The sequence below is a fragment of the Rheinheimera mangrovi genome, assembly GCF_003990335.1.
Taxonomy (GTDB): Bacteria; Pseudomonadota; Gammaproteobacteria; order Enterobacterales; family Alteromonadaceae; genus Pararheinheimera; species Pararheinheimera mangrovi.
This window is the reverse complement of the sequence record NZ_CP034683.1, coordinates 183,775-209,242: the sequence shown is the minus strand read 5'-3', so window position 1 is coordinate 209,242 and position 25,468 is coordinate 183,775. Positions and strand designations below refer to the sequence as shown.

Below are 25,468 nucleotides of genomic sequence, written 5' to 3'. Positions count from 1 at the left end.
GGGTTTTAAACGATTGCTTGATCTATTAATTAAGAAATAATCCGAGGTCCCTGCAGCTTCCATCGGACCATAGATATTGTTTTTAAGGGCAAAAGGATGATTTCATGGGTGTCTGAAACAGCAGCAAAACGGACAACGCATTTTGGCAAAATTGCCTGCGCGGCTAAAGTCAGCGCGGTCTTTGGACGATTGAACATTTTTGTGGCGCACAAACCGTAACCATTGGAGTGCTTGTTATCAAAATCATGGTAAATTGGGATGGGATTTGAGGGAAATATAACGAAGACTCAAAAGTACCTTCTGGAGTTGATTTGTATCAAATTTACGGTCTTGCCAGGCTGCTTTTTGTTCATGTTTTTTTAGAGGAAAGCCTCAATGTCTATTAAAGCAATAGGTATAGTTTTGTTGTCTTTAAACGCTATCACTCTTTTCGGAGGACTGCTGTTCATTAAGATTAAGAACAAAGCTAAAAGTAATTAACGCCCTAACCCTTGATTGGATGCTTCAATTTTTAACGTGAGGTGTGCCTAACTTCACAGATTTCATACGAAGCCGACCCAAATTGCTTAAGCAGCGCTGACTTGTATCCGTGCATAATTCTTGTGTTTAGAAAGAACAGCCAAGACTGGTTGCTCAACATCTCCCCAAGCCTTTTTTAAGTAGCCGTCAACCAATCAGTGCCAGTACCCGCTCTGTAAACTTACCTTGCATCCAGACGCTTAGCAGTTCTTCCCCGTGAGTCGTTTTGATAGTTGCAGCCTGGGGCATAAACTCTCCCTCAAATAACAACTCGTCCGGTTGCTTTGCAAATTCACTGCGCAGCTCTAACGGTACCTTGCGATTTGAACCGTTGGATGGTTCACCCGCCACTACCTGGAGCATGTTCAATCTGCTTGTCACTTGCTGCTCAGGTATTTCTTGCCCCAGCTGTTCTGCATATCTGACGAGTCCAGGCTCTGCAAGGCAATAGAGCCAGCCTGAATGGTTAGATTGATCAGGTTGCAGACGAAGCACACGACCAAGCACCTGCCTGAAGAAAAGCTCGGTTCTTGCCAGACTTAACAAACAACAAACGCGCAGACGTGGTATATCTGTGCCCTCGGCTATCATTCCAACACTGATAATCCAGCTCGTCGAACTTGTTCTGAAATGTTCAATTTTTTGCTGTGCTGATGAATCATTGTAAGTGACCACAACACAGCTTTGCTGAAATTCATTGTTCAGCAACTGAGTCAGCTGGTGAGCGTGTGCAATGTTTGCAGCAACCACTAATCCGGCAGCTGATGGCTGCTCCTTTTTAAGCTCCATCAGTTTTAGCAGTGCCTGTTTGAGCACAAAACGTTGTGTATCTATGTTCAGCAACATTTGCTGGAACCGAACTTCGCCAGAATTGAGCGCACAAGCTAATGACGAAAATTGCTCTGAGCCAGAATCACGTTTGACCGTGATTTTATTGTTATCAATCAGCACAATATGCGGACTTCGACAAACCCCATCGCCGATAGCCTGACGTAGGCCATATCGATAATCCAGTAAAATCTGGCCTTCAGGATCTGAATATTTCGCCATGGCGATACGCAATTGATCGGAGCGCCACGGAGTACCGGTCAGCGCCAAAGTAAAACGTGCATGCTCCTGAATACGGCGCAAGATAACTTGCCCCCAGGCGTTAAAACCTGTTTCATCGCCTGCACAGTGATGAATTTCGTCAAAGACCACAAATACCCGAAACCGCTTCAGTAATAACCAAAACTTCTCCGGCAGATTCAGCATTGCTTGATAGGTCAGAGATGTTCCAATATCACCTAGCTTGCCATCAAATCCACTAGCAAATTGCGACTCAAAGGTCTCCTTCAAGCCTTGAGCAATCGTTAACGATGGTGAAAAACAAAGAATAAAATCAATTTGTCTCTGTTGTAACAATCGTTTAGCCAAAAATGCGGCCATCAATGACTTGCCGGCACCAGGCGTGGCCAAACAAAGAAAATGTCTGTTGCCGTCAGCATAGTGGTTCAATGCCGTTTCGATACTTTTCTGCTGCCAGGAACGCAGTTTCATGGTTGTTCGCATTCAATAAGCAGGCGTCTGAGCACTTCAACCTCACCCAATTTACTCAGGGACTTTTCCTTATACTCCATGTGCATCTTGCTGAGCTTTTGACGCAATTGGGGGTAAGTCTGCATTTTTTGTTGGCACTGATCTGCAGCGCTGCTGCTGACCCAGAGTTCGCGCTCGGCTCGGACCAGCTCGTCCCGCAACTGTTCTTTCAGGGCAGAAACCGCAGAATTCTCAACAACTTTGCTCACGCCAACATCCAACTCACGTAATACATTAGCTTGCTGAAAAACAAGATTACCATCCGACGTATTCTGTCTCACCAGATGGCCCTTTTTTACAAAACGGTCGACCACTCGATAGAGCGACTGATAGACAGTTTTTGTACTTTGTGTTGGAAAGTGACGTTTGAATTCCTGAAGTAAATCCGAAAAGGAAAATTCAGGAAAGCCATTTGCAAGCAGCGATTTAACGACGAGCGTCGGAGATAACTGCTGATCCGACAATGTATGCATGAGAATGTCTGCCTTAACACCGCACTCCCTATGGGAGTAATTAGATGAACATAGAAATACTGAGGATTCCTAAGTATACTCCCCTTGGCATTCCTTAGACAATCTAAGTATTCAGAGCTCACCGTATGAAACAGTGTCGCAAATCATCCCTTTTACCATCCGACTTAAGGAAGCCAGAAAAGCTACAGGTATCAGTCAGACTGAGCTGGGCTTGCGTATTGGTTTTGAAGCAGGCTCAGCGAGCAGCCGCATGAATCACTATGAGAAAGGCCGGCACCTGCCAGACTTGGAAACTATGAAACGGATGGCGAAGGAGTTGAATGTCCCTTTGGCTTACTTTTTCTGTGAAAGTGATGATGAGGCTGAACTATTAAAGTTATTCAGCCAGATGGGGTCTTTGCAAAAAGCAGAATTACTTATCGATTTGAAGAAGAAAAATTTAACCGATCAGTAAACATGTACTACCAGCGTCGCTGAAAATATTATGTAGCTGGAGCGTAACTCAGTGCCAGATATTGAAAGCTGTCTGGCTGTTGTTGAACCACAACTTTTCACTGAAAGCAGACAATCGGCTTGACGTACTCATAGTCCATTTCGAAGCACTTCAAACAAAATCTGAACCAACACAATACTTCTGTGAGACTTCAGAAACATCTAAACTTAAGCACTAAATATCACAGTGGTGATAACTAATCTGGACTCAAGCGAATAAGACAGCTCAGCGTTATGCAACTCCAGTATTTTTGTGGTAATGGAGATACCAAGACCTGCGCCACTGATGTGTTGATTGCTCTGATGGCGATAAAAACGTTCTCCCATTCGTTCTAAATCAACGTCTATGCCTTCAGGTAGTTCGTTGCATATCGTTAATACAAGTTTGTTTTCAACTACGTGAGCAGTGATCCTGACATGACTTTGTACTTTCGCGTACTTTGCAGCGTTATCCAACAGATTCCGAAGGGCTGCTACCAACAAACCAGGTTCAGCGCGAAGCTCAAGTGAGGGGTCTATATCAAGGTCCCATTCCACTTTGTCCAATAAGCCAACGTCAACCAGAGCAAGGCTCTCTTCAATAAGTGAAATCAGTTTAAGACTGGTAAGTTTCAGCTGCCCTGAGTGTTCCAGCTTTTCCGTTTCCATCAATTGGCTGACCAGATGTGACAGACGTTTTGTGCTGATAAGAATGGCATTAGCAGCGGCGTCGGTTTCTTCTTTGGACGTCGATTTTTTAATATTGTCTGCATGAACCAACAAAATACTGAGCGGTGTTCTGAGTTCATGCGAGGCATCGGCTATAAAGCGTTTCTCTTTGACTAAATAGCTTTTTAAGTCCTTCAAAAGCTGATTAATCGCGATTTGAAAGGGCCTTAATTCGACAGGTAAGGTTATATCTATGGGAGTCAGCATAGACGGTTTAGTTATGGCCAGTTCCTTCGATAAATCCCGAATGGGTTTAATGCCCCAGTAAACAGCTATCCAAATCAGGATGGTAATAGGGAGCAGCGCGATACTCAGCGGGATCAACTGATCTAACGCCAGATAAAAACTAAGTTCTCCACGAATATCTTCTCTCTGTCCTGTGAATATCCAATAGCCATGCTCTCTGTTGTAGGTGCTATAACAAATCCAGCGCCGGTTATCATGAAACACTTCGTGATAGCCTGATGTTCTGGGAGCCAGCTCCCGATCACTGGCGTTCGCTGACTTCATCAGCAGTTTCCCATCTGTTGACCACACCTGAAACGCCACTTTGTTTTCGTATTTGTGCCCCTCTGGCCTGCGCTCCTCTGCGGAAGTTCGCTCAATACCATCTTCGGCAATCTGAGGGACATAAACAATCAGGGGATCTGTGTGGTCAAGAGAGAGCGAGTTTTGTATCAGCAGTTGGTCTAAAAGACGTGCGTATTGAGTCAGTTGGGCATCAAAAAGCTCATCCAATTCGTGGTGAGTGCTGGAGTACGTAATGAACCCGGTAATCACCATCAGAAGTAAAACAACGCTGTTTACACCGAGTAAAATCATTCGGCGTATGCTGTTAATCCTCATACTGATTTACCATCATGTAACCAATACCCCGTATCGTTTTAATACACTCAGGCTTAGTTTTTTTTCGCAGGTTGTGAATATGCACCTCTATCGAATTACTCTCTGTCTCTCCGGTCCAGCCGTTGCTCAGCTCTTCCAGATGCTGGCGGGATAGAATTTTACCCTGATGCAACATAAACTCTTTTAGCAACAGAAATTCGCGGGTGGTTAGGTATATTAAACGGTCTTGGTAGCGGCATTCATGCACGGTTAAATCCATCGTTAAGTCCGCGCATTGCAACTGATCCAATTGGCGCTGTTGATGACGCCTTACGAGCACACGCAACCTTGCTTCAATTTCCCTGCTATCGCAGGGCTTTAGCACGTAATCGTCAGCACCCGCGTTTAATGCTTCTATTTTTGTTTCTAAATGATCCCAGGCAGTCAGGATCAGTATTGGGATGCCGTGCTTTAAATTCCGCAACGATTTAATCACATTGAGTGCCAGACCATCTGGCAAACCTAAATCCAAAATCATCAGTTCAAACTGACTTTCACTGGCCGCCTGGATCGCTTGTTTTCCGGTCGTGCATAGCTCCACGCGGTAGTTGATTCGTGTCAGCGCCGTACTCAGTCCCTGAGCCAGTAATAGGTCGTCTTCTACCAGTAAAATTCGCATGGCAACACCTGTTGGTACTTAGTACAGAATAATAAACCAGACGAGAGCGGTTGTGATAAGGCTGGCAAGGACTGCCGCAGAGCCGATATCTTTCGCTTTACCGCTAAGTTCGTGGTACTCACTGCCAATTCTGTCCACAACAGCTTCGATGCCAGTGTTCAACAGCTCCACAATAAAGACCAGAAACAGACTCAATACCAATAAAGCTCGCTCGGCAGCGGATACCTCAACCAGCAAGGAAATGGGAAGCAGCAGTGCTAAAGCAATAACTTCCTGCCTGATGGCTGCTTCAGAGGCCCAGCTGCTGCGAAGCCCCTGCCATGAGTACAGCGTCGCAAAATAAAGTCGGTTGAATCCAGTGGCTTTCGATTTCATGTCAGGGTCCGTCAATGTCGGTATAAAGAAACTCACAATAACTTTATTTTCTTAAGAGACTCTTAAGTTTCGCTCGTTATTCTGCATTGCGTTTTAGGATGACAAGGCGAAGTAATGACCAACACTAATAAAAAACGACCTTCTTTCTTTCCATCTATTGTCTGTGGCCCGTACACCTATTTATTGAGGATGCTCGTGCTTGGCATTGTATTGTTGAGTGTAAGTCGCCTTGGTTTAGTGCTGTGGCATTATGATCGGGTGTTTGCGACCGGAAAAGTGGCAGAGATTTTATTGCAAGGTATTCGGGCTGATCTCATTGTCTTGTGCCTGTGGGCAGCTATTCCCTCCCTGTTGGTACCACTGTTTGCAAACCGTTTTTTACAACACAGTTGGTTTAAATTCACCTATCTGTGGAGCCTGGCTGGTTTAATTGGTTTGCTCTTTATGGAGCTTGCATCTCCGGCATTCATACTGCAGTACGACGTCAGACCTAACCGCTTATTTATAGAGTATCTGAAGTACCCCAAAGAAGTCTTTTCTACCTTGTGGCATGGTTTTCGTCTGCCTTTTTTAGCTGGTTTTTTGATGACCGCGCTGTTTGGGTTTGCTCTGGCTCAACTACTTAAGCTTCCTTCTGCAAAGCTTCGAGTCTGGTCAATCAAACACACCATTGTGTTATGGCCTCTGGCCGTATTTTTGGTCTTTGCTGGGATACGCTCAACCACAGATCATCGACCTGCGAATCCAGCTCTGTTTGCTATTACCGGAGATTCTATGGTGAATTCTTTGGTCATAAGTTCGGGATACTCGGTGCTTTATGCTCTTTACAGTATGAAGCACGAAGCACGGTCGACGGAAATGTATGGCAAGTTGTCGACTGAAGAAATGGTGAACTACAGCCTGGATTGGCCCTGGTTAAAAACCTACAGGTTTACCCATCCCGACTATCCGACGTTGCATTTTCAAAGGGCTACCAGAAAACGGGAAAAACCGCTCAATATTGTTATTGTTTTGCAAGAAAGTCTGGGAGCAACCTTTGTTGAATCCCTGAGAGGTGAACCTGTTACACCGCAGCTTGAGCAGCTGAAAATGCAAGGTATGTGGTTTCAGAACCTCTATGCAGCGGGCACTCGATCTGTGCGTGGCATTGAAGCGGTCGTTGCAGGATTTCCGCCCACCCCAGCACAAAGCGTGGTGAAACTTTCGAATAGCCAACAAAATTTCACAACTCTTGGCTCTGTATTAAAGGCTCATGGATACCACACCCAGTTTATTTATGGTGGCGAAGCACATTTTGACAATATGCGAAGCTTTTTTACCGGTAACGGCATTGATGACATTGTCGATATTAGCCAAATTAAAAATCCGGCTTTTGTAGGTAGCTGGGGAGCCAGTGACGAAGACTTGTTTAATACAGCGCACCAAAGGCTTAACGTTTTGCATCAAGAGGGAAAGCTATTTTTCAGTCTTATCTTTACGTCAAGCAATCACGAGCCATTTGAGTTTCCGGATGACCGGATCACACTACATGAACAACCCAAAAACACAGCAAATAATGCAGTCAAATACGCAGATTGGGCCATGGGAAAGTTTTTCGAAAAAGCAAAACAAAGCGACTACTGGCAAGACACTGTATTTTTAATTGTTGCGGATCATGACAACCGTGTTTATGGCAATAACCTCATCCCTGTAGAGAAGTTTCGTATTCCTGGATTAATCTTAGGAGCCGATATCACACCTGAAGTCGTCGAAACTCTGAGTAGTCAGATTGATTTAGCACCCACCTTGCTTAGCTTGGCAGGTGTATCTTCCTGCCATACCATGACAGGCCGTGATTTAACTTTGGACAAAACAAGTCCTGGCAGAGCCTTACTTCAGTTTGAAAACTACTTCGCGTTGATGCAACCAGACTCGCTAACGATTTTGAAGCCCAATGAAGAGACGGCCATGGCGCACTATGATGAACCAGCCAAAGAGCTTCATCTACTAGATAGCCCGGCTTCAACTGACCAATACAAAAAAGCCTTAGCTCAAGTGCAGTTGCCATCGTATTTGTACAGAGAAAGAAAATATTCCAGTCAGGTTGCTTGTCTGCCGCCAACGAAATAAGGAAAAGTTGAGCGAAATTCTGGAACTCAGTTTTGGGGCACTATCTTCTAGCTTAAAGTGCCTCAGAACAAAAGTCAGTTTGTACACATCAAACGATGTCGCCTGCATGATAGATGGTGCATCTACTCCTTTATTGATTGAAAATAATAAATAAATACAATAACTTAGTTTGTTTTTGAATGAATTGGTAAATTATTTTCAGACTTAAGTCTCTCTTAAGTTTCACCCGTTAGTCTAGCCATACTTACCTATTGTATTGAAAGCAGGTTTAGAGTGGCAGAACCAATACGACCCAGCCTATTCACCCATCTGATCGCGCCTATTGCTGGGGCCTCTGTGCTTTTTATTCTGGCTTATGGCACTTCATTCGATTTTGGTTTGGCTTCCTTGCTGTTTGATTGGCAAGGCGGAACCTGGGCTTTACAGCATCACTGGTTGACAGAAACTTTACTGCATCACTCTGTCAGAACCATCAATGAAATTCTTGTTCTGGGTTTACTCGGCTACTGGGTATGGCTACATGTTGTTGTACGCAAACGTAGCGAGAACCAACGTGCTTTAGGTGTGTTGTTACTCAGTTTGGTGGTGAGCTTTGTCTCTGTAGCCGTGCTTAAACGGTTGCTCCCTATGGAGTGTCCATGGGATTTGCTGCAATTTGGTGGCAGCAGCGAGTTTTGGGGATTGTTCGATACGCGCCCAGAGACGATGTCTCCTAACCAATGTTTCCCTGCCGGACACGCCAGCATAGGCTTTGCGTGGTTAGCGCTCTATTACTATTGGCGAGAGCTAAAACCAGAGCTGGCAACGCGAGGCATAGTGATTGGCTTAACTCTGGGTCTTTTACTTGGCTTTGTTCAACAGCTACGTGGTGCTCATTTCATTTCTCACGATATCGCTACGGCGGCTGTGTGCTGGACTGTATCGACTGTGCTGCATGGTTTATTTCAAAATTCCTGCACCTCTGAATTGTCAGTCCGATCAAAGCCAGCACGGACAATTTCAGCCAACCTGCCAGTGGAACCATCTCAACCTGTACTCTTGACTACTTCTGTGGAGTCCCCTGATGTTTGAAGCTATTTTGTCGCAATCAAAATCAACTGCTGTGGCTTTGAGTGCTGGGCAAGAACGATTATGGCATCCACTATGGTTTGCTTTGATTTCTGCTCTTGGCATGACGTTACTGCTCAATGGTCCTTTTTTGGCTGCCGTACAGGCCAAAGTTCCGGGCCAATATGCTTTGCAGCTGAACTTAATGGCGATTTTATTTTTACTAAACCTGCTGCTTCTGGTGATCTTTAGTTTTCATCGTCTACAAAAGCCCGTCGTGGTGGCACTCTTTGCCATCGGTGCTTTTAGCTATTACTTCATCGACAGTTTTGGCATCGTTGTCGATAAATCCATGCTGCAAAACGCTGTAGAAACAGACGCCGCTGAGGCTATGGGAGTATTAACCATTGGTATGCTGTGGCAAGTGATTGGCGTCATGCTCTTTCCTTTGCTTTGCATTGGCCTTATGAAGGTTCGAACACTGCCTTTGAAACAATTTTTCCGGCATTGGCTCCTTGCTCTGGTTTTAGTGACGCTGAGTCTGTTTAGCCTGGTCGCTTCTGGCTACTCCGAACTCGCGCCTTTCTTTCGTAACTACAGAGAAGTAAAACATTTTGCTTTACCGGTCAGTCCTGTGGCCGCTGCGGTATCGTTGTCATCCGATTTGGTCAAGAAACAATTCCCAACCGAGTTTATGCAGTTGGGGCAGGATGCAATTCAGCCTTTGTCCGTGAAAACGGAGAAGCCACGCCTTATCGTGATGGTATTGGGAGAAACAGCCAGGGCCGATCACTTTCAGCTCAACGGCTACGCTCGCTCAACCAATCCGCAACTCAGTCAGCTGCCAGTCTACAGTTTTAAAGACGTAAGCTCATGTGGCACAGCGACAGCACATTCTGTGCCTTGTATGTTTTCCAATATGGGCAGAGATCTCTATAACGAATCTCAGGCTAAAAACAGCAGCAATGTGCTGGATATTCTGCAATACGCTGGCATTGAAGTGAGCTGGCTGGACAATAACTCAGGCTGTAAAGGGGTATGCGATAGGGTTCCTACTCAGTTTGTATTCGAGCAGCAACAAAATCCATTGTGCCATCAAGGACAATGCCTGGACCAGGTACTGTTGGATGCATTGGATCAGCAACTGAAAACACCGCAATCGTCCGATAAGCTGATTGTATTACATCAGTTGGGAAGTCACGGTCCTGAGTATTTCAAACGCAGCAGCGCTAAAGACAAAGCCTTTTTACCGGAATGCACTGATAAACAACTTCAGCTCTGTGCACCTTCAGACATAGTTAATGCCTATGACAACAGTATCGTTGCGACAGACCATTTGTTGGCTGCAGTTATTGCGCGCCTGAATAGCCAAAAGAACTACCAGACCGCCATGTTTTACGTTTCTGATCATGGCGAATCTTTAGGTGAAAATGGCATCTACCTGCACGGCTTACCTTATTGGATGGCTCCTAAAGCGCAAACTCAGGTTCCGCTGCTTTGGTGGATGTCTGAGCCTTATGCATCATCTGCAAAGCTGACACCAGAATGTGTCGCGTCCAAACAGCAGGATAGCTTCAGTCACGACAACGTATTTCATAGCTTACTCGGGATGTTTCAGATCAAAACCAGTTTGTATCAGGCAAGCAAGGATATATTCCGTTCTTGCTAATCCCTAGGTGTCCATTACAGGCTCGGTGCCAGTGGAGTTGGTATGCATAATTTAAGTCGGCTTTGTCTCGCTTTACTGGCCGCGTTAACCGGTAACGCAGCACAGGCTCAGGAAGTCACCTTTGAACACTTATGTGAGTTTGTTAAAAAAGACTCCGGAGCTGAAAAAAATACGGATGCGAAGGCAGAACCGACAGAACCTGCTGGACCACCTTTTCAGGTGTATTCGATTGAAATCGTCTCCAATCCTATTTTTGATGAAAACGCCCCCGATGCAATTTGGTTGCACCACTTTGCTAACTGGCTACATATCAACAGTAAAGAATCTGCACTGCGAAAAGAGGTAAGTATTAAACCTGGCGAACAAGTCACAACAGATGATTTAGCAGAAGCGGAGCGGCTACTGCGTGAGAAATCCTATATTCGTGATGCGCGAGTCAGTGTGGTTGAGCCGTGTCATCCTGATGGCAGTAAAAGTGTAAAAGTAGAAACCTGGGATAACTGGAGCTTGCTACCAAACCTCGGTCTGGGCCGCACCAGTGGTAAAAATAAGTACTCTTTTGGCTTTAAAGAAGATAATTTTTTGGGGTATGGAGTTCGTACGTCTGTAAAATATCAATCCGATTATTTACGCCAGGGCTATGAATTTAAAGTATCGAGTCCGTTGTCTTTGCTTGGCTATCCTGAACTGGATCACAGCTATATCGATCTTGAATGGACAGAGAATAACGATGGCCGTCGAACTCAGTTCCAGCTTGAAAAGCCCTTTTATCAGGATAGTACAGAGCGGATGTATAAAGCAGGCTGGCTAAGCGATGAAAGACTAGACCAAATTTATCACAATGGTGAACTTGAGAACCGATTCATTACCCTGCAAAAAGAGATTGATCTTCAAACGGGTTGGCTGCTGGATTATAGGGAGCATACCAGTTTAAGGCTATTGGCAGGTTATAGTTCGCAGCAATGGCAGTTTACAGACGACCCGTTTCAACCTTCGTTGGCTTTACCAGAGGACAGGAGTTACCAGTACCCCTGGATAGGTCTCGACTACAAAGAACATAAATATCAGGTGCTGTCTGATGTGTATCTGATTAATCACAGTGAGGATATCAATTTAGGCTGGCACCATCAGGCAAGGATTGGTGTCCAAACCTCTGATTTGGCAAAGGATGAGACAGTTGGCTATCAAGCACATTGGCTCTCTGAAAAAGGCTTTGGCGACTCAGAGCACTTAACATTACTCTCTTTGCAATTGGATGCGATGTTAGGTGTACGCGGCGGTGATCAAATCATCGCCTCAGCAAAAGCCGAGGACTTTTATCGTCTGAGTAAAGAATTTACCTTTTACACTAAACTTCAATACGATCAGCGCAGCCGCAACTACCTGGATCAACCCCTTGATTTGGGTGGTGAAACAGGGCTTCGTGGTTATCCTGTGCAATATCAGCAAGGTACCCAGCGCTGGTTAAGTACAGCAGAGCTTCGCTGGTATCCACAGATCAATATCTACCAACTACTCGATATGGGATTTGTGGCGTTCGCAGATGCAGGGCGAGCTAGTGGTGGCGATATAGAACAAAATGCAGAGCTGAATGGCCTCCGCTCTAAGGCGGATTTACTGGCGGAAAACTACACAGAACAGTGGATTGGTTCTGTAGGCATTGGTGCTCGTTTTTATTCCTCACGCTCGAGCAATAATCATGTCATTCATGTTGACCTGTCAAAACCTGTAGGCGGTGCAAAAGATGTGAACTCGTGGGAAATTCAGTTGAAAGTTGAAGAGAGGTTTTAATTGATTTGTATTTTTCAGGTTAATGTTACATAGCTGAAAATTTAAGCACAGTAGATGCTATCTTTGCACTGAAGCACACGTTGTTTTCTGAACGTTAGACTTTAGAAACAGGTGGATTCGTCCATTACAGTGATCAATACGCTTGTAAGCCCCCAAAAAAATCGAATGTCCGCAAATAAGGCAAATCAGACAATTATCTTGTAAGATTTTGCCGCATTGAACCGCCCAAACTACATTGTGTTCGTTCGACGTTTTCCGCATATTAACTTCTCGAAAGTTGGCAATTCACAAAACGCATTCTAAGCTTTGGTAAGTGGGATAAGGAGAGATGGAAAATGAATAAGAAATCTAAACCAACGGCGATTGAACCTAAACTTTCAAAAGCACAGGTGGTACAACTAGTAAAAGCTAATTTGCCTCTTGTAGAAATAAAAAACTTGGGATTGAAACATCTGTCTATTAACATGACTCATTATTACGTAAAGCCTGCTTCAAAACTGTAAGCTTTGATGACTTGTTTGAAGCGCCGCAGATTCATTAGAAACATGATAACTTCACTTCTGTGTGAATTAGTAGCACACTGAGTTTGGCCGTCTGACTGGGGTTTTGCTGGGTTCTCGAAAAATCGAATGACTGTAAATAAGGTAAAGCGGACTTTCGCTTTCTGAACATCTATTTTTGATGGTCCATAATTATCGGTGAATAATTGCATTTAATTTACAACCTCATTGCAACCTGTCCTTACCACGTGTTGTAAATTAATCGCACCACCACTTTCATGGAAAGTAACACTTCGTCGAAATCTCGGCTTTGTGCCAATTGCTGACATTGCAGTTTTTCACAACGAACGTCCGCTTTCGGATGCAGAGCGGAATTCACTGAAAAAGCCTTCCTCATTTTGTGTGTTTTTTGAGCTTTATTTTCGAGAGCTTTGCATCTATACCAAGTGACTTCACCCTGTGGTTTCTCAAAAAATCGGGAGGTCATCATGGAAAAACGTGTTGCATGGAATAAGGGCCGGATCATCGGTCAGAAGGCTCCTTTGAAACAGCAAGAGATCTGGGCTATTCGAACCAGGCTTGAAATTGCAAAGAACACTCGTGAATTGGCGTTACTGAATTTAGCGATAGACTCCAAGTTGCGCGGCTGTGACTTGGTATCGCTTAAAGTGTCTGATGTGATGCGTTCTGGTGAGGTAATGGCCAGAACCAGCATTGTGCAACACAAAACTGGCACGCCAGTGCAATTCGAAATCACCCCACAGACGCGGAAAACCGTTAAGACATGGGTCGATTTGAAAAAGTTAAAGTTCGATGATTGTCTATTTCCATCGAGAAAACACAGTATTCCTCACATGACGACTCGTGCTTATGATCGAATAGTCCATAAATGGGTCGAATCGATCGGATTAGATTCAAGTCTCTATGGCACGCATTCCTTGCGAAGAACCAAAGTATCCATCCTCTATAAACGCGATAAAAATATCCGGGCAATTCAGCTGTTGCTTGGTCACAAGAAAATCGAAAGTACGGTGAGGTACTTGGGAATTGACGTTCAGGATGCTCTTGAGGCATCAGAAAACTTAGATATCTAAGGTGATGGCAATGAAACAAACCGAAAAAAAGGAAATTTTGAATTTTATCCAAGCGACACTGGCAGATGGCCACCCGAAGACTGGCACTCAATTAATGGAGTTGTTTGCGGGGCATGCTGGATTACAGGAGTACAATCGTAAAAATCTAAAGCAGGTTTTTCATCGGGTTAGTTTGAGTTTGGCTGATGAGGGTAAGATAGTTGTCACCCGTCAACCAGGAACAGCTCCGTTGCTATTTTCAATCCCTACAGATAGTGCTCAGCAGGGCCAACAGCAAGCTGCGCCAGAAATCCCACTATCAACGCCTGAACCGAATGCCATCATTACTCAAAAGCTAGAGCAGCTGATTGACCAAGAGGCCATGCTGGCTGGCAGAGAAAATGGCCTGCAAATTTTATTGGAGTTATCGCCTCAGAAGGAAAGCTATATTCGTGAAGAATTGAGGAAGCTACGTTACGAGCGTTTGGCACTTCAATCTTGTAGGCAAGTGCTTAGTGAATTTGGCTTCAGCAATTAGGTAAATTGACAGGAAATTAACGCGGCAAAATTGAATTATTTTGCCGCTTTCAAAAATAATTCTTACCGTCTCACAGAAATTCACCAATACATGTGCTTAAAAGTTTGAAACACCAATAGCCTTCAGCTTACCTTCTTCGTACGCATCTTCAAGAGCGCGCCAAGCACTAAAATAATCCCCCATGGCTTGGTGCAACAGATAGAGATCAAAATACGCTAAACCAGACTTTTCCAACGATGCTTCGATTCCAGCCTTCGCCTGATCGTATGTAGCCATGTCTTGCACCCACAACTTTGAAGTAATAAATAACTCCTCCCGAGCACAGAGACCTTCATGAATAGCCAGACGAACTGCATCACCAACAGCATCTTCATTGCCATAGACAGCCGCCGTGTCTATAAGACGATATCCAGCGCGAATTGCGCTGATAACCGACTGTTTGCACTGGGTTTTGTCAGTTACTTGGAAAACTCCGAAACCGGCCATAGGCATCTTAACTTTATTACTTAGTACTGCATATTCCATGGTTGAGGATCTCCGCGTCGTTTACTAGGCTCAATTCTAAATGAAGATGATTTACTGAATAAAGGCGCAATATTACAAAGTCCTTGTGAATACATTTCATCAATTAGTAAGGCTTGACTCGATAAAAAATCAATTTTGAGGCCACCTGAAAACCCACTCCTGCGGCAATATAACGATTCAGTCGTCCACTAGGGGAAGCAGGAGATATCCTTACTTTTTTGAGTTAATTAATGACAATGTGAGCTCAAGTGCCAGCGTTACCTCATATCTGCATTTAATTGTCATTAGGTTTACGCCCTCTAACTTGCTTTCTTTCTGGTAACGTATGCCCATATTTTTGCCACCATTCAGTCAGCGCTTGCATGGTTGGACCTAGCCCTCTCGCTTTATCCGTTATTTCGTACTCCACTCGCGGAGGGACTTCCGGATAAATTGTACGCGACACTAGACCATCAGCTTCTAGCTCTCGAAGCTGAGTAGTAAGCATATGTTGAGTTATTCCAGGAATGGCTTTTCGCAGCTCACCAAAGCGGAAAATTCTTTGGTTCAATAACCACATAATTTCTAACTTCCATTTTCCCGACAGTAACGCAAATGCCCTGCGCATTTCGTCATGCATATTCACTTCATCATGCTCAATAGTCTTATTATTCATACTAACCACCAAAAATTCATCCTACTTGTTAATTTTTGTATTACATAACAACATTACGTCCTAGTCGAGCAATTTAGGAAATATGATGATCTATATCTATGCATACTGGATAAGTACCACCTTACTCTCGTTGCTATATCTGACATCTGCCGGTATGTACGTGCTGAAAACAGATTGGGTAAAGCAACAATTCAATGAACTTGGCTATCCCAGCTATTTAGTTATTCCCTTGAGCTTTTGTAAAGCGCTGGCAGTTTGCTTCATCCTCTCACGGTTCAACGTGACACTGAGTGACTTCGCTTATGCCGCAATGACGCTCCATTTAATTCTGGCCTTCGGTGCGCATGTTGGAATTAAGAAATCCAAAGACGCACTTCCAGCTCTTATTGGGCTGTTACTCATTACCGTGTCATTCACAACGCAAAACTTTGTGCGAAATTTGCCATCACCGAATAGTGTCGGGGTTGATGAGATTATTAATCTATCGAGAGGTATGAATCATGAATAGACTTACAGGTAAAGTTGCAATTGTTACTGGCGGTAGCCGAGGAATAGGTAGAGCAACAGCGAAACTATTTGCCGCCGAAGGCGCGTTGGTTGCCGTTGTTTCCCGAACACAGCAAAACGTTGAAGCAGTTGTAGAGGAAATAAAAGCCGAAGGAGGTAATGCACTTGCCATCGCTTGTGATATTTGCGACCCAGAGCAAACACAAAATGCAATCAAAAGTGTCGTTGATACTTTTGGCGGTATAGACATTCTGGTGAACAATGCATTCGATCCTACAGCCCCGTTTTCTTCAGTGCTTGAGCTATCCGAGGAACTACTGCAACGAAACTTTGAGATTGGTCCGATTGCTTATTTGCGATGGATGCAAGCAGCATACCCGTATCTAAAGGCAAGTGGTTCAGGACGCATCATCAATTTTGGTTCTATGGCAGGTGTCGCCGGATTAGTGGGGTATGCGCCGTACAATATGGCAAAAGAGGCTGTACGAGCATTAACCAGGACAGCTGCACGCGAATGGGCGAAAGACAAGATTACAGTCAACAATATGTTACCAGTAGCGAAAACCTGGGGGGATGATATTGAGCTTCCGCCTCCGTCATGCCCTCTCGGACGCTATGGCTCTCCAGAGGACGATATTGCCCCAGTAGTATTATTTCTAGCCAGCCAAGATTCCCAATATATGACGGGTTATAGCATGACCCCTGATGGTGGTTTGCTGATCGATAGCGCCCGATGACAGTGCCAACGGAATCGACCATGTCGGTTCCGTTACCCTACAACATACGATTTGGATAAACTATGAACATAACCCTGTTTGGTGCGACGGGAACTACAGGCCCATATCTCATTGAAGAAGGACTAAAAAGAGGACATCAAATTACGGTGTTTGCTCGCTCTCAAAGTTCCTTTTATCATCCTAATGTACGAACTGTTCGTGGAAATATCACTGACATTGAAGTACTTAGAGAAGCCATCCGTAATGCCGATATCGTGATCTCAGCATTAGGCCCGACCCAAATACCTCACCCTAAAAACATGCCCATTTATGAAGCTACACAAGCCATAATTCGTGCAATGAAGGAAGAGCAGGTAAACCGCCTTATTGCAGTTTCAACAGGTACTGCGGCTGATCCTGATGATGGCTTTGATTTTAAGATCAAGCTCCCAGCAGTCATCATAAAATATGCACTCCCCGCTATTTATAATGATATTGTGAAGCTCGCTGACGCGATTCGAAAGTCAGATTTAAACTGGACAATGGTCCGTGTAGGTTTTTTAAATAATAGTCCTGCGTCACCTCATTTGAATGTTGGTCACTATGGCAAAACCAAGCACTCACTGTCGTTGAGTCGAGAAGACCTTGCCAAATTTATGTTTGATCAAGCAATAAGCAGCGAATACCTGACACAGGCTCCAGGTCTTAGCTCCGGCTTGCGGAACTAAATACTCGTAGAAGCAATAAACTAATTGTTTTACTGTGCCGGGATTTCATTTTCTGGCGTCAATTACCTTACGGGATGATTACCCCAATGAGCGTGATACTGAACGAATTTCAACAACCCATAGGTCAAGCATTGACTGATTGGAAGCCGGCCAAACAGCCCTCAAAACGCAATATGGATGGACAGTATTGCCGGTTGGAACCTCTGAATGCAGAACGGCATTCCGACGAACTTTATCAAGCATTTGCAGACTCCCGCGATGCACGAGATTGGACATATCTGCCATATGGTCCTTTTAGTTCCGCAAATGAATATCGAGAGTTCCTGACACGAAATTCTCAGCTTAATGACCCGATCCATTATACAGTTGTAGCCCAATCTACAGGCAAGGCTGTCGGAACAGTATCATTAATGCGTATTGACGCCGCTAATGGCGTCATCGAGATTGGCCATGTTGTGTACTCTTCAACGATGCAACGTACACCGCTATCAACTGAAGTCATGGCTTTGTTACTGAAGTATGTTTTTGAAGAACTTGGATATCGCCGAGTGGAGTGGAAATGTGACTCTTTAAACGGACCATCAAGAGCAGCCGCTAAGCGCTTTGGATTTACGTTTGAAGGCATCTTCCGTCAATTACAAGTCACGCAAGGTCGAAACCGCGATACTGCATGGTATTCCATTCTGGATTACGAATACGCTCAGTTTAAATCAGCCTATCAATTGTGGCTTGCCCCTGACAACTTTGATGAAACAGGGCATCAACTAGCTAAGTTGGCCAACTTAATTGCCCCATTTCGTAATCATTTAGTAACTCCGGAGCTCAAGCCAACTGTCAATTAAATACTAATTTCACTCTGACCTTAATCCTATTCCTTAGCGCGTCTTATCCGCGGCGCGCAAAGTGAAGTAGGTCAACGCGGCCGAAAGCAACAACATGGCCGCACTGGCAAAGAAGGTCAAGCGATGACCTCCTGCATCGAACAGCAGTCCTCCAACCGTTGACCCCAGGGCAATCGACATCTGGACGATAGCGACCATCAGCCCGCCCCCTAATTCGGCGTTCTCAGGCATAACTTTGGCAATCCAAGTCCACCAGCCGACTGGCGCAGCTGTAGCTACCAAGCCCCAGACTCCCAACGAAGCCGTGACGACCACCACATGTGCACCAAAAAAAACCAGACAGATTGTGATCACCAGCATCACCATAGGGATCACTATTAACGACTGATAGAGATGCTTCTTCAGAAACCGTCCTATCAATGCTGTACCAATTAATCCCATGACTCCAATAGTCAGCAAGATGAGTGAAATGGTCGACACAGAGGCATGTGTTTCAGTCTCTAGAAAAGGGCGTACGTAGGTGTACAGCGAAAACTGCCCCATGAAGAACAGCCCGCAACCCGCCATTCCCAAAGCGATTGTCCTAGTCTTCAGCAACTTCAATACATTATTGGAGGATCTGTTGTGAGGAATTGCCTTCATCGAAGGCAAACTTATCCATTGCCAGGCCAGTACGATAACAACAACTGGTACTAGGCATAAGAAAGCCCCACGCCAGCCAATTATCGAGCCCAAATAACTGCCCAACGGGGCAGCTACAACCACAGCCAGTGCGTTCCCTGCATTGAAAATTGCGAGAGCCTTTGGTACTTGGGCTAGAGGAACAAGACGTATAGCGACGGCAGCCGACATCGACCAGAACCCACCGATAACCACGCCAATCATCATGCGGCCGATCATATAAACTGGATAATTGGCAGCAAACGCCACCAGCACGCCTGAGAACGCCATCAGAGCAGTAAAGGCCAGTAGCAAAAGCTTGCGATCCTTAGCTCCCGCAATTGCAGCAATCGACAGACTGGTAAATACCGCGAATAAACCCGAGATCGCGATACCTTGTCCCGCTTCCCCTTGGGTTACGTGCAAATCCTGCGCAATGGGCGTTAACAGACTAACTGGCATGAATTCAGAGGCAACCAACGCAAAGACGCACAGCGACATCGCGACAACACCACTCCAATACGAAGGTTCCGATACATCATCCCGCACAACTACAGCCTGTTGCTGGATGGTTACTGTCTCACTATTCATTAATACTTACTTTATGCTTGCTATATTGTTCGGCAACACTGTCTGTATCCAAATCCCGCGGAACGGAGCTCGCACACATGTGTCAGCATTGAGGTGACTGATTCCCGTCATTTAGGTTTCGATCTCTGTAACGTCGAAAAGCGTGATGAATGTATCAACGTGTTATTGCCAGCAGATATCAGTACGAAAATGTCGAACAATAGTCACCGTTATTTACACAACGGCAATTTAACAAGAACATTTGGGTTTATTAATAGCTAATAATTTCATTTATTTGTTAGAAAAATTCAGCAATGATAGACCCATATCAAACGCCGACGCACCATCCTACATACGCTGCAAGCGTGTAGTACAAACCTCAGAGCACTCAACGAGTCTTTGGAAAAGCATATCTCGAATTGAATTTCACCGTTAGAAAGCTAATCGTTAACAACGCCAGCAATGCAATAGGCAGTGAAGCTATTCCATAACTTTGGAGTAGCACCCCGCCTACAATTCCGCCTAGAGAAATGGCGCTATTCCAGCTCACGACAGTTAATGACATCGCGATTTCAGCCCACTCTCCTGCGGCATCGGCAAGAGCGGTATTCAGTAAAGTTGCGGCTCCACCAAAAGTAAGTCCCCAAATCGCCGCACCAATAAACGCAACACTTGGAATATTAATAGCTACCCCAAAAGCTAACGACACAACCCAAAATATAGACAGAGAGATAAGCACTGCTGTACGCAGATGTTTGTCGATTATTTTCCCTGTAATCAGAATTCCTAACAGAGAGGCCAGTCCAAAAACCATTAAAATAACATCGACATTGCTGCCTAAACCTGAAGCCTCAACGAAGGGGGCGATATAGGTATAAAGAATGTTATGAGCCAGCATCCAGGTGAGGACAACAGCTAATACAGGTTTAACCCCTTTAATAGTTAGTACCTTTCCAAATTGGAGATTGACCTGTTTTGACTGCCCGGCCACATTTGGTACACACATAACAATCCAACCAATCAGCAATATAGACAATATGGACATTGCACCAAACGTTAAACGCCAACCCACAACATGGCCTAGCCAAGTTCCCAGCGGGACTCCTGCTGACAACGCTATTGGCGTGCCTATCATCGCAATTGCCATGGCTTTGCCTTGCTGAGATGGATCAACGATGCGTCGCGCATAACCAGCGAGTAAGCTCCATGCTAGCCCGGCACTCGCCCCAGCCATAAAACGAGCAACAAATGTAAGAGTTAGATTGGTCGATGCAGCAGTTAACGTATTGAAAAGAATAAACCCCCATACGGTAGCAAGCAGTACGTTTCGTCTTGACCACAATCGAGTTGCGATCGTCAGCGGGATAGCAGTCAACAATGAACCTAAAGCATATGCAGTAACCAACTGCCCGGCTGTTGGCAGTGATATTGACATGTCATCGCTAATCTCAGGCAATAAGCCAGCTGGAATGGTTTCTGTCATAATGCAGATAAACCCAGTCATAGCAAAAGCCCACAACGCCTTATATGGCATCGCTTTTTCTTTAGTTGTCATTGTTGTCTCTATTAAAATAATCGTTGCCCACAGAGCATGGAACCGGAGCTCTCTGAAGCTAGACTTATGGTTAAGTGTCGAATTTATTCAAAATGGAACGAACCGATATCTTTGTGCGTCAATTTTCGGCATTGAATATTGCTTAGGAGGGCGTCCTCTCAGGTTGCCCCTTATATTTAGGTCATTTGAATTGTGGTTGCCAAACTTTAAATTTTCGTCCATTCGATATAGACAGCTAGGCTTCTCCGATAGCATTGACGAAACTATTGAAACCTCGCCGCTATATCGACGCTCACGAATACGAATTAATGACCGCTAATAACGATCATAGGTCACTCGCCATCCTTCTTTTTCGTCTAGGGGAGATAAAATCATTCCCTCAGCAGTAACTTCAAACTTGCGTTGCATTTTCTTTCCAATCAGATCACGTACCAATGATGATTGGATTTCCACTTCAAACTGGTTTAACGAATCATCGATACTAATCTTTCCATAGAGAGCCTCGTAACCATTTGCAGTAAATGGCGTTGGAGCTGCTTTTGGATTTGCATCCATGGCTTGAGCAGACAACGTTCCTGCGTCAGTGACGATTAGTTGCCCTGTATACGGAATTGATTGGAGTTTCCCATCAACAAGCACCTCTAATTTCACCATTCGCCATGCTCCAACTAACGGAGAGGTTTCTTTAGCGAAAGCCGACAAAGAGAAGGTGAGTAACACACACAAAATTGCTGAACTAAATTTTGACATAAGATTTTTCCTTCTTGATGTTTGTGATAGTTAAATAATATTTTTTTTGTTACAAAACAAATCATTACAGTGCTAATGCAAGAATCTCTTTGACGTCTTTAAGCGTAATATCACCATGTTCCCCTAATTGGGTATGACCATGAAGTTCCAGCTTTTCCAAAACTGCTGGAATGTGTGTTGCATCCATATGATAAGCAGATAACGTCGTTGGATTTCCCATGAGGACGAAGAACTCCTCAGTTTTGGCAATAGCAGCATCAGCTATCTCTTCTTTTGTGCTGCCAGTAATATTCCAAACTTGTTGACCAAACTGGACCAACTTATCGAGCTTTTGCTGCTTCTTATACTTCCAGAGCGCAGGAATCACAATGGCTAAAGTTTGCGCGTGATCGAGTCCGTATAAGCCTGTCAATTCATGCCCTATCATATGAGTTGCCCAGTCTTCTGGGACCCCATTGGAGAGTGTGCCATTCAGTGCATTAGTTGCTGCCCACATTAAATTGGCTCGAACATCGTAATCCGTCGGACGTTCTAATGCTAAAGGCCCCTGAGAGATGATGGTTTTCAATATAGACTCGGCAAAGCCGTCTTGTACTAGAGCATTGACTGGGTATGTCACGTATTGTTCAACGGTATGAACAAAGCTATCTACAACGCCATTTGCAATTTGTCTTGGAGGTAACGAAAACGTGGTTTCAGGATCGAGAATAGCAAATCTAGGTATCACGGTATCTGAGCGGAAAAACAGTTTGTCCTTTGTTTTATCTTTTGTTACAACCGCCCCACTATTCATTTCAGAACCTGTTGCAGGCAAAGTCAACACACAACCTAAGGGTATTGCACGCTCCACACATGCTCCATAGGTAGTTAGAATGTCCCAACTATCACCTTCATAGCAGATGGCTGCCGCAATAAATTTACTGCCATCAACAACAGAGCCTCCGCCAACGGCAAGGATATAGTCTATGCTTGCATCTTTGGCTAAAGAGACAGCTTTGATCAGTGTTTCATGGTGTGGGTTTGGCTCAATACCTCCAAACTCAATCACCTGAAAGTTAGCCAATGCCGACTTTACCTGTTCATACACACCATTCGACTTGATGCTGCCGCCACCAAAGGTAAGTAATATTTTGCTTCCAACTGGGAATTCGCCCGCAAGCTTTTCAATTTGACCTTTACCAAAATGGACACGTGTTGGTGAGTGATGGGTAAAATTATTCATCAAATTCAGTCTCTCTCAATACAGGGTGTTAATTTCAATTGCAATAAATCCAAGATTTCTATGTTTTGTCTGCTCATCATCTGGAAGGAAATCTGATTCCGGTAACCTTGACTAATTCTTCCATTAATTGGTCTTGAAAACGCACGTCCAGTGACGCTCGATGAGGCACTAATTGCTGCCTGTTGTGCCAATAGGTACCGCTTCTAGGCGTTGCCATTTCGTTGGCTGTAGCAAGCCATTCCTGAGTTTGATACCCTTCAACCAAGTCATCTGGAGCATCCTTTCCTCCCATTTTTGTTGGGACCCAGCCCGGATCAACTGAAAAGCAGGCTACGTCATTCCATCGTTTTGAAATCGCATTTGCGAGTGTCGTGACAAACAACTTACTGTCTGAGTAGTCATTAGTGTTTATTAACCAGTCATCATTTGTCAGCGTAGCGCTTCCGCCAAAATGCATGCTGCTGCTGAGGTAAATGAGTTTTGAGGGTTTTGTTATTAATGCAGTCAAGGTGTAGGGTGCGACTACATTTACTGAAATCACATCTTTACCCGATACAATCCCCGCATTATGAATAATTGCATCCACTTGACCCAATTGATTCACTTGATCTGCAACAGCACATTGCTCTTCAAACGCCGACAGATCACCTATGACTGCCTTTGCGCCTTTATCTACCAGATGCTGAACAGCACTTAGTCGATGCTCGTTACGGCTATGGGTAATAACCTCGTGTCCCTTATCAATTAGACTATTCGCTGTTGCCAAGCCAAGACCGTCTGTAGATCCCGTAATAAATATGCGAGCCATAGTGGGCTTAACTCCTGAAATGTCGACTATTTCTCGATGGCGTCTAAAGTGGCACTCAGTACTTTTAGTAAAAGCACTGAGTAAATCATTTGAATGATTAAAGAGCTAATCGAAGAATTTCTTCGGCACTTTTAGCTGTAATATTCTGTTTTTCGCCGATATTCACATGGCCATGTTCTACGAGCTTTGTAATCACCTGGGGAATAATTTCTTCGCCCAAACCATAGTGGGATAAACGGGTTTTCAACCCCATGGACTCAAAGAAGTCAACGGTATATTCAATCGCTTTATCCGCCATATCAGCTTCATTTGCTAAAGGTACATTCCACACATTAGCCGCGTACTGAGCAAGTTTGGCTGACTTGTCCGCTTTGCAGAACTTCCAAAGAGCTGGCATCACAATCGCTAATGTTTGTGCGTGGTCCAAGCCATAAAGTCCTGTGATTTCTTGACCAATCATGTGAGTGGCCCAGTCGGCAGGCGTGCCAGTAGCTAATATGCCATTAAGGGCCATTGTTGCTGACCACATGATATTTGCACGAGCACTGTAATCATCCGGAGTGTTCAGAGCCTTTGGACCTTCTTCCTTTAGAGTATTAAGTAAAGCTTCCGCAAAACGATCTGGGACCTTAGCTCCAACAGGAAAGGTGATGTACTGCTCCAAAATATGAATGAACGCATCTACAACGCCATTCGCTGTTTGGTTTTTAGGCAAAGTAAATGTAATTTCCGGCTCTAAAACAGAGAATTTCGGCAGAACGAACGGTGAACTGAAAAATAGCTTATCCTTGGTCTCGGCTTTCGTCACAACTGAAACATTGTTCATCTCAGAACCAGTAGCTGCGATGGTAAGAACACAACCTATAGGAAGTGCATCTGTAACAACGCCACCGTAGCTTTTAACTATTTCCCATGCATCGCCTTCATACATAGCAGCCGCAGCAATAAATTTCGTACCATCGATAACAGAACCACCACCCACTGCGAGTAAATAGTCAATTTTTTCAGTTTTAACGATGTCCACCGCTTTCATAAGCGTTTCGTAATGAGGATTGGCTTCTACACCTCCAAATTCGAAAACAACATCATTTTCTAACGCATCTTTTACGCGCTGTAGTACGCCTGTTTTGACGACACTACCACCACCGTAAACAATCAAAACGCGTTTGTCTTTTGGAATTTCCTGACTAATTTGAGCAATTTGATTTTTACCAAACAGCACTTTTACTGGATTGTGGAATGTGAAGTTTTCCATTGAAGAGCCCTTTTAATATCTATATGAGCAGCAAATTTCTACGAAGCTAACTTGCCGGTAATTTGTTCGATGGGCGACACTCTATCAACTAATGGCTCGATAATTAATAATAGAAAACTTCATTCATTATTGAGCTTTACTCACAAATCAAGAGTTAGAAAACTCTGTGTAAGAATGACCTTTCCACAGAACGCCATTCCTAAACAGAGCTTAGAATTTATCTGTTTCAAGCAAACCATTGCTCTTCGTCTAGGTAACTTATGTGATTTACTAAAATGAGGATAAGAAAACTTATCCTC

At 44.4% G+C, this 25,468-nt stretch carries 25 protein-coding genes; 12 read left to right on the top strand and 13 right to left on the bottom strand.

Annotation, left to right across the window (positions count from 1 at the left end):
* Positions 1 to 666: 666 nt before the first annotated feature.
* Positions 667 to 2,058 (bottom strand): DEAD/DEAH box helicase, encoded by a 1,392-nt coding sequence (locus tag EK374_RS00965; RefSeq protein ID WP_127019329.1) that lies wholly within the window; start codon positions 2,056 to 2,058, stop codon positions 667 to 669.
* Entirely contained in the window at positions 2,055 to 2,570 is a 516-nt protein-coding gene (locus tag EK374_RS00960) for a hypothetical protein (protein ID WP_127019327.1), read from the bottom strand. The genes EK374_RS00965 and EK374_RS00960 overlap by 4 nt, the downstream gene beginning before the upstream one ends.
* Positions 2,571 to 2,703: 133 nt before the next feature.
* Between EK374_RS00960 and EK374_RS00955 the strand changes: the two genes are divergently transcribed.
* Positions 2,704 to 3,024, top strand: coding sequence for a helix-turn-helix domain-containing protein (locus tag EK374_RS00955; protein WP_127019325.1), 321 nt, complete (start codon positions 2,704 to 2,706; stop codon positions 3,022 to 3,024).
* 206 nt (positions 3,025 to 3,230) lie between these two features.
* Here the strand turns inward: EK374_RS00955 and EK374_RS00950 are convergent, their stop codons facing one another.
* From EK374_RS00950 to EK374_RS00940, 3 genes are read right to left on the bottom strand one after another with little or no spacing between them, the layout of a single operon-like run.
* Complete coding sequence (locus tag EK374_RS00950; RefSeq protein WP_233280305.1) at positions 3,231 to 4,592, bottom strand: ATP-binding protein; 1,362 nt, start codon at positions 4,590 to 4,592, stop codon at positions 3,231 to 3,233.
* A gap of 13 nt (positions 4,593 to 4,605) precedes the next feature.
* Entirely contained in the window at positions 4,606 to 5,274 is a 669-nt protein-coding gene (locus EK374_RS00945; protein ID WP_127019321.1) for a response regulator, read from the bottom strand.
* 18 nt (positions 5,275 to 5,292) lie between these two features.
* A complete protein-coding gene (locus tag EK374_RS00940) occupies positions 5,293 to 5,649 on the bottom strand; it encodes a diacylglycerol kinase (RefSeq protein ID WP_127019319.1) in 357 nt (118 codons plus the stop codon).
* A gap of 276 nt (positions 5,650 to 5,925) precedes the next feature.
* Here EK374_RS00940 and EK374_RS00935 point away from each other — a divergent pair, with 276 nt between their 5' ends.
* The 7 genes from EK374_RS00935 to EK374_RS00910 all read left to right on the top strand — a co-directional run bounded on the left by EK374_RS00935 (position 5,926) and on the right by EK374_RS00910 (position 14,376).
* On the top strand, positions 5,926 to 7,758 hold the full coding sequence (locus tag EK374_RS00935) for an LTA synthase family protein (protein ID WP_233280304.1): 1,833 nt from the start codon (positions 5,926 to 5,928) through the stop codon (positions 7,756 to 7,758).
* A gap of 273 nt (positions 7,759 to 8,031) precedes the next feature.
* Entirely contained in the window at positions 8,032 to 8,829 is a 798-nt protein-coding gene (locus EK374_RS00930) for a phosphatase PAP2 family protein (protein ID WP_164731791.1), read from the top strand.
* Positions 8,822 to 10,474, top strand: coding sequence for a phosphoethanolamine transferase (locus EK374_RS00925; protein WP_127019315.1), 1,653 nt, complete (start codon positions 8,822 to 8,824; stop codon positions 10,472 to 10,474). Before EK374_RS00930 ends, EK374_RS00925 begins: the two co-directional genes overlap by 8 nt.
* 42 nt (positions 10,475 to 10,516) lie before the next feature.
* Positions 10,517 to 12,265 carry a BamA/TamA family outer membrane protein gene (locus EK374_RS00920; protein ID WP_127019313.1) on the top strand — a complete coding sequence of 583 codons (1,749 nt, stop codon included), beginning with the start codon at positions 10,517 to 10,519 and terminating at the stop codon, positions 12,263 to 12,265.
* A gap of 335 nt (positions 12,266 to 12,600) precedes the next feature.
* On the top strand, positions 12,601 to 12,768 hold the full coding sequence (locus tag EK374_RS20640; protein WP_164731790.1) for a hypothetical protein: 168 nt from the start codon (positions 12,601 to 12,603) through the stop codon (positions 12,766 to 12,768).
* Positions 12,769 to 13,253: 485 nt separating this feature from the next.
* On the top strand, positions 13,254 to 13,859 hold the full coding sequence (locus EK374_RS00915) for a tyrosine-type recombinase/integrase (RefSeq protein ID WP_127019311.1): 606 nt from the start codon (positions 13,254 to 13,256) through the stop codon (positions 13,857 to 13,859).
* A 10-nt stretch (positions 13,860 to 13,869) separates the two neighbouring features.
* A complete protein-coding gene (locus EK374_RS00910) occupies positions 13,870 to 14,376 on the top strand; it encodes a hypothetical protein (RefSeq protein ID WP_127019309.1) in 507 nt (168 codons plus the stop codon).
* Between the two features lie 96 nt (positions 14,377 to 14,472).
* Here the strand turns inward: EK374_RS00910 and EK374_RS00905 are convergent, their stop codons facing one another.
* Together EK374_RS00905 and EK374_RS00900 are read right to left on the bottom strand one after the other, a co-directional pair.
* Entirely contained in the window at positions 14,473 to 14,901 is a 429-nt protein-coding gene (locus tag EK374_RS00905; RefSeq protein WP_206099260.1) for an aldo/keto reductase, read from the bottom strand.
* 274 nt (positions 14,902 to 15,175) lie between these two features.
* On the bottom strand, positions 15,176 to 15,556 hold the full coding sequence (locus EK374_RS00900) for a winged helix-turn-helix transcriptional regulator (RefSeq protein WP_127019307.1): 381 nt from the start codon (positions 15,554 to 15,556) through the stop codon (positions 15,176 to 15,178).
* An 82-nt stretch (positions 15,557 to 15,638) separates the two neighbouring features.
* On the opposite strand from EK374_RS00900, the gene EK374_RS00895 reads away from it, so the two are divergent.
* The 4 genes from EK374_RS00895 to EK374_RS00880 all read left to right on the top strand — a co-directional run bounded on the left by EK374_RS00895 (position 15,639) and on the right by EK374_RS00880 (position 18,349).
* Entirely contained in the window at positions 15,639 to 16,064 is a 426-nt protein-coding gene (locus EK374_RS00895) for a DoxX family protein (RefSeq protein WP_325049694.1), read from the top strand.
* Positions 16,057 to 16,800, top strand: a complete 744-nt coding sequence (locus tag EK374_RS00890; protein ID WP_127019303.1) for an SDR family NAD(P)-dependent oxidoreductase — start codon at positions 16,057 to 16,059, stop codon at positions 16,798 to 16,800. Before EK374_RS00895 ends, EK374_RS00890 begins: the two co-directional genes overlap by 8 nt.
* Before the next feature lie 62 nt (positions 16,801 to 16,862).
* A complete protein-coding gene (locus EK374_RS00885; RefSeq protein ID WP_127019301.1) occupies positions 16,863 to 17,507 on the top strand; it encodes an NAD(P)-dependent oxidoreductase in 645 nt (214 codons plus the stop codon).
* Positions 17,508 to 17,593: 86 nt separating this feature from the next.
* Entirely contained in the window at positions 17,594 to 18,349 is a 756-nt protein-coding gene (locus tag EK374_RS00880) for a GNAT family N-acetyltransferase (protein WP_127019299.1), read from the top strand.
* Positions 18,350 to 18,382: 33 nt separating this feature from the next.
* Here the strand turns inward: EK374_RS00880 and EK374_RS00875 are convergent, their stop codons facing one another.
* The 6 genes from EK374_RS00875 to EK374_RS00850 form a co-directional block, all read right to left on the bottom strand.
* Entirely contained in the window at positions 18,383 to 19,600 is a 1,218-nt protein-coding gene (locus EK374_RS00875; RefSeq protein WP_127019297.1) for an MFS transporter, read from the bottom strand.
* A 367-nt stretch (positions 19,601 to 19,967) separates the two neighbouring features.
* Positions 19,968 to 21,134, bottom strand: coding sequence for an MFS transporter (locus EK374_RS00870; RefSeq protein ID WP_127019295.1), 1,167 nt, complete (start codon positions 21,132 to 21,134; stop codon positions 19,968 to 19,970).
* Positions 21,135 to 21,449: 315 nt separating this feature from the next.
* Positions 21,450 to 21,884, bottom strand: a complete 435-nt coding sequence (locus tag EK374_RS00865; protein WP_127019293.1) for a lipocalin-like domain-containing protein — start codon at positions 21,882 to 21,884, stop codon at positions 21,450 to 21,452.
* 64 nt (positions 21,885 to 21,948) lie between these two features.
* Positions 21,949 to 23,106 carry an iron-containing alcohol dehydrogenase gene (locus EK374_RS00860; RefSeq protein ID WP_127019291.1) on the bottom strand — a complete coding sequence of 386 codons (1,158 nt, stop codon included), beginning with the start codon at positions 23,104 to 23,106 and terminating at the stop codon, positions 21,949 to 21,951.
* A gap of 76 nt (positions 23,107 to 23,182) precedes the next feature.
* Positions 23,183 to 23,914, bottom strand: coding sequence for an SDR family NAD(P)-dependent oxidoreductase (locus EK374_RS00855; protein ID WP_127019289.1), 732 nt, complete (start codon positions 23,912 to 23,914; stop codon positions 23,183 to 23,185).
* A gap of 97 nt (positions 23,915 to 24,011) precedes the next feature.
* The gene (locus tag EK374_RS00850; protein WP_127019287.1) at positions 24,012 to 25,169 is read right to left on the bottom strand and encodes an iron-containing alcohol dehydrogenase; all 1,158 of its coding nucleotides are present in this window, start codon (positions 25,167 to 25,169) and stop codon (positions 24,012 to 24,014) included.
* Positions 25,170 to 25,468: the final 299 nt, after the last annotated feature.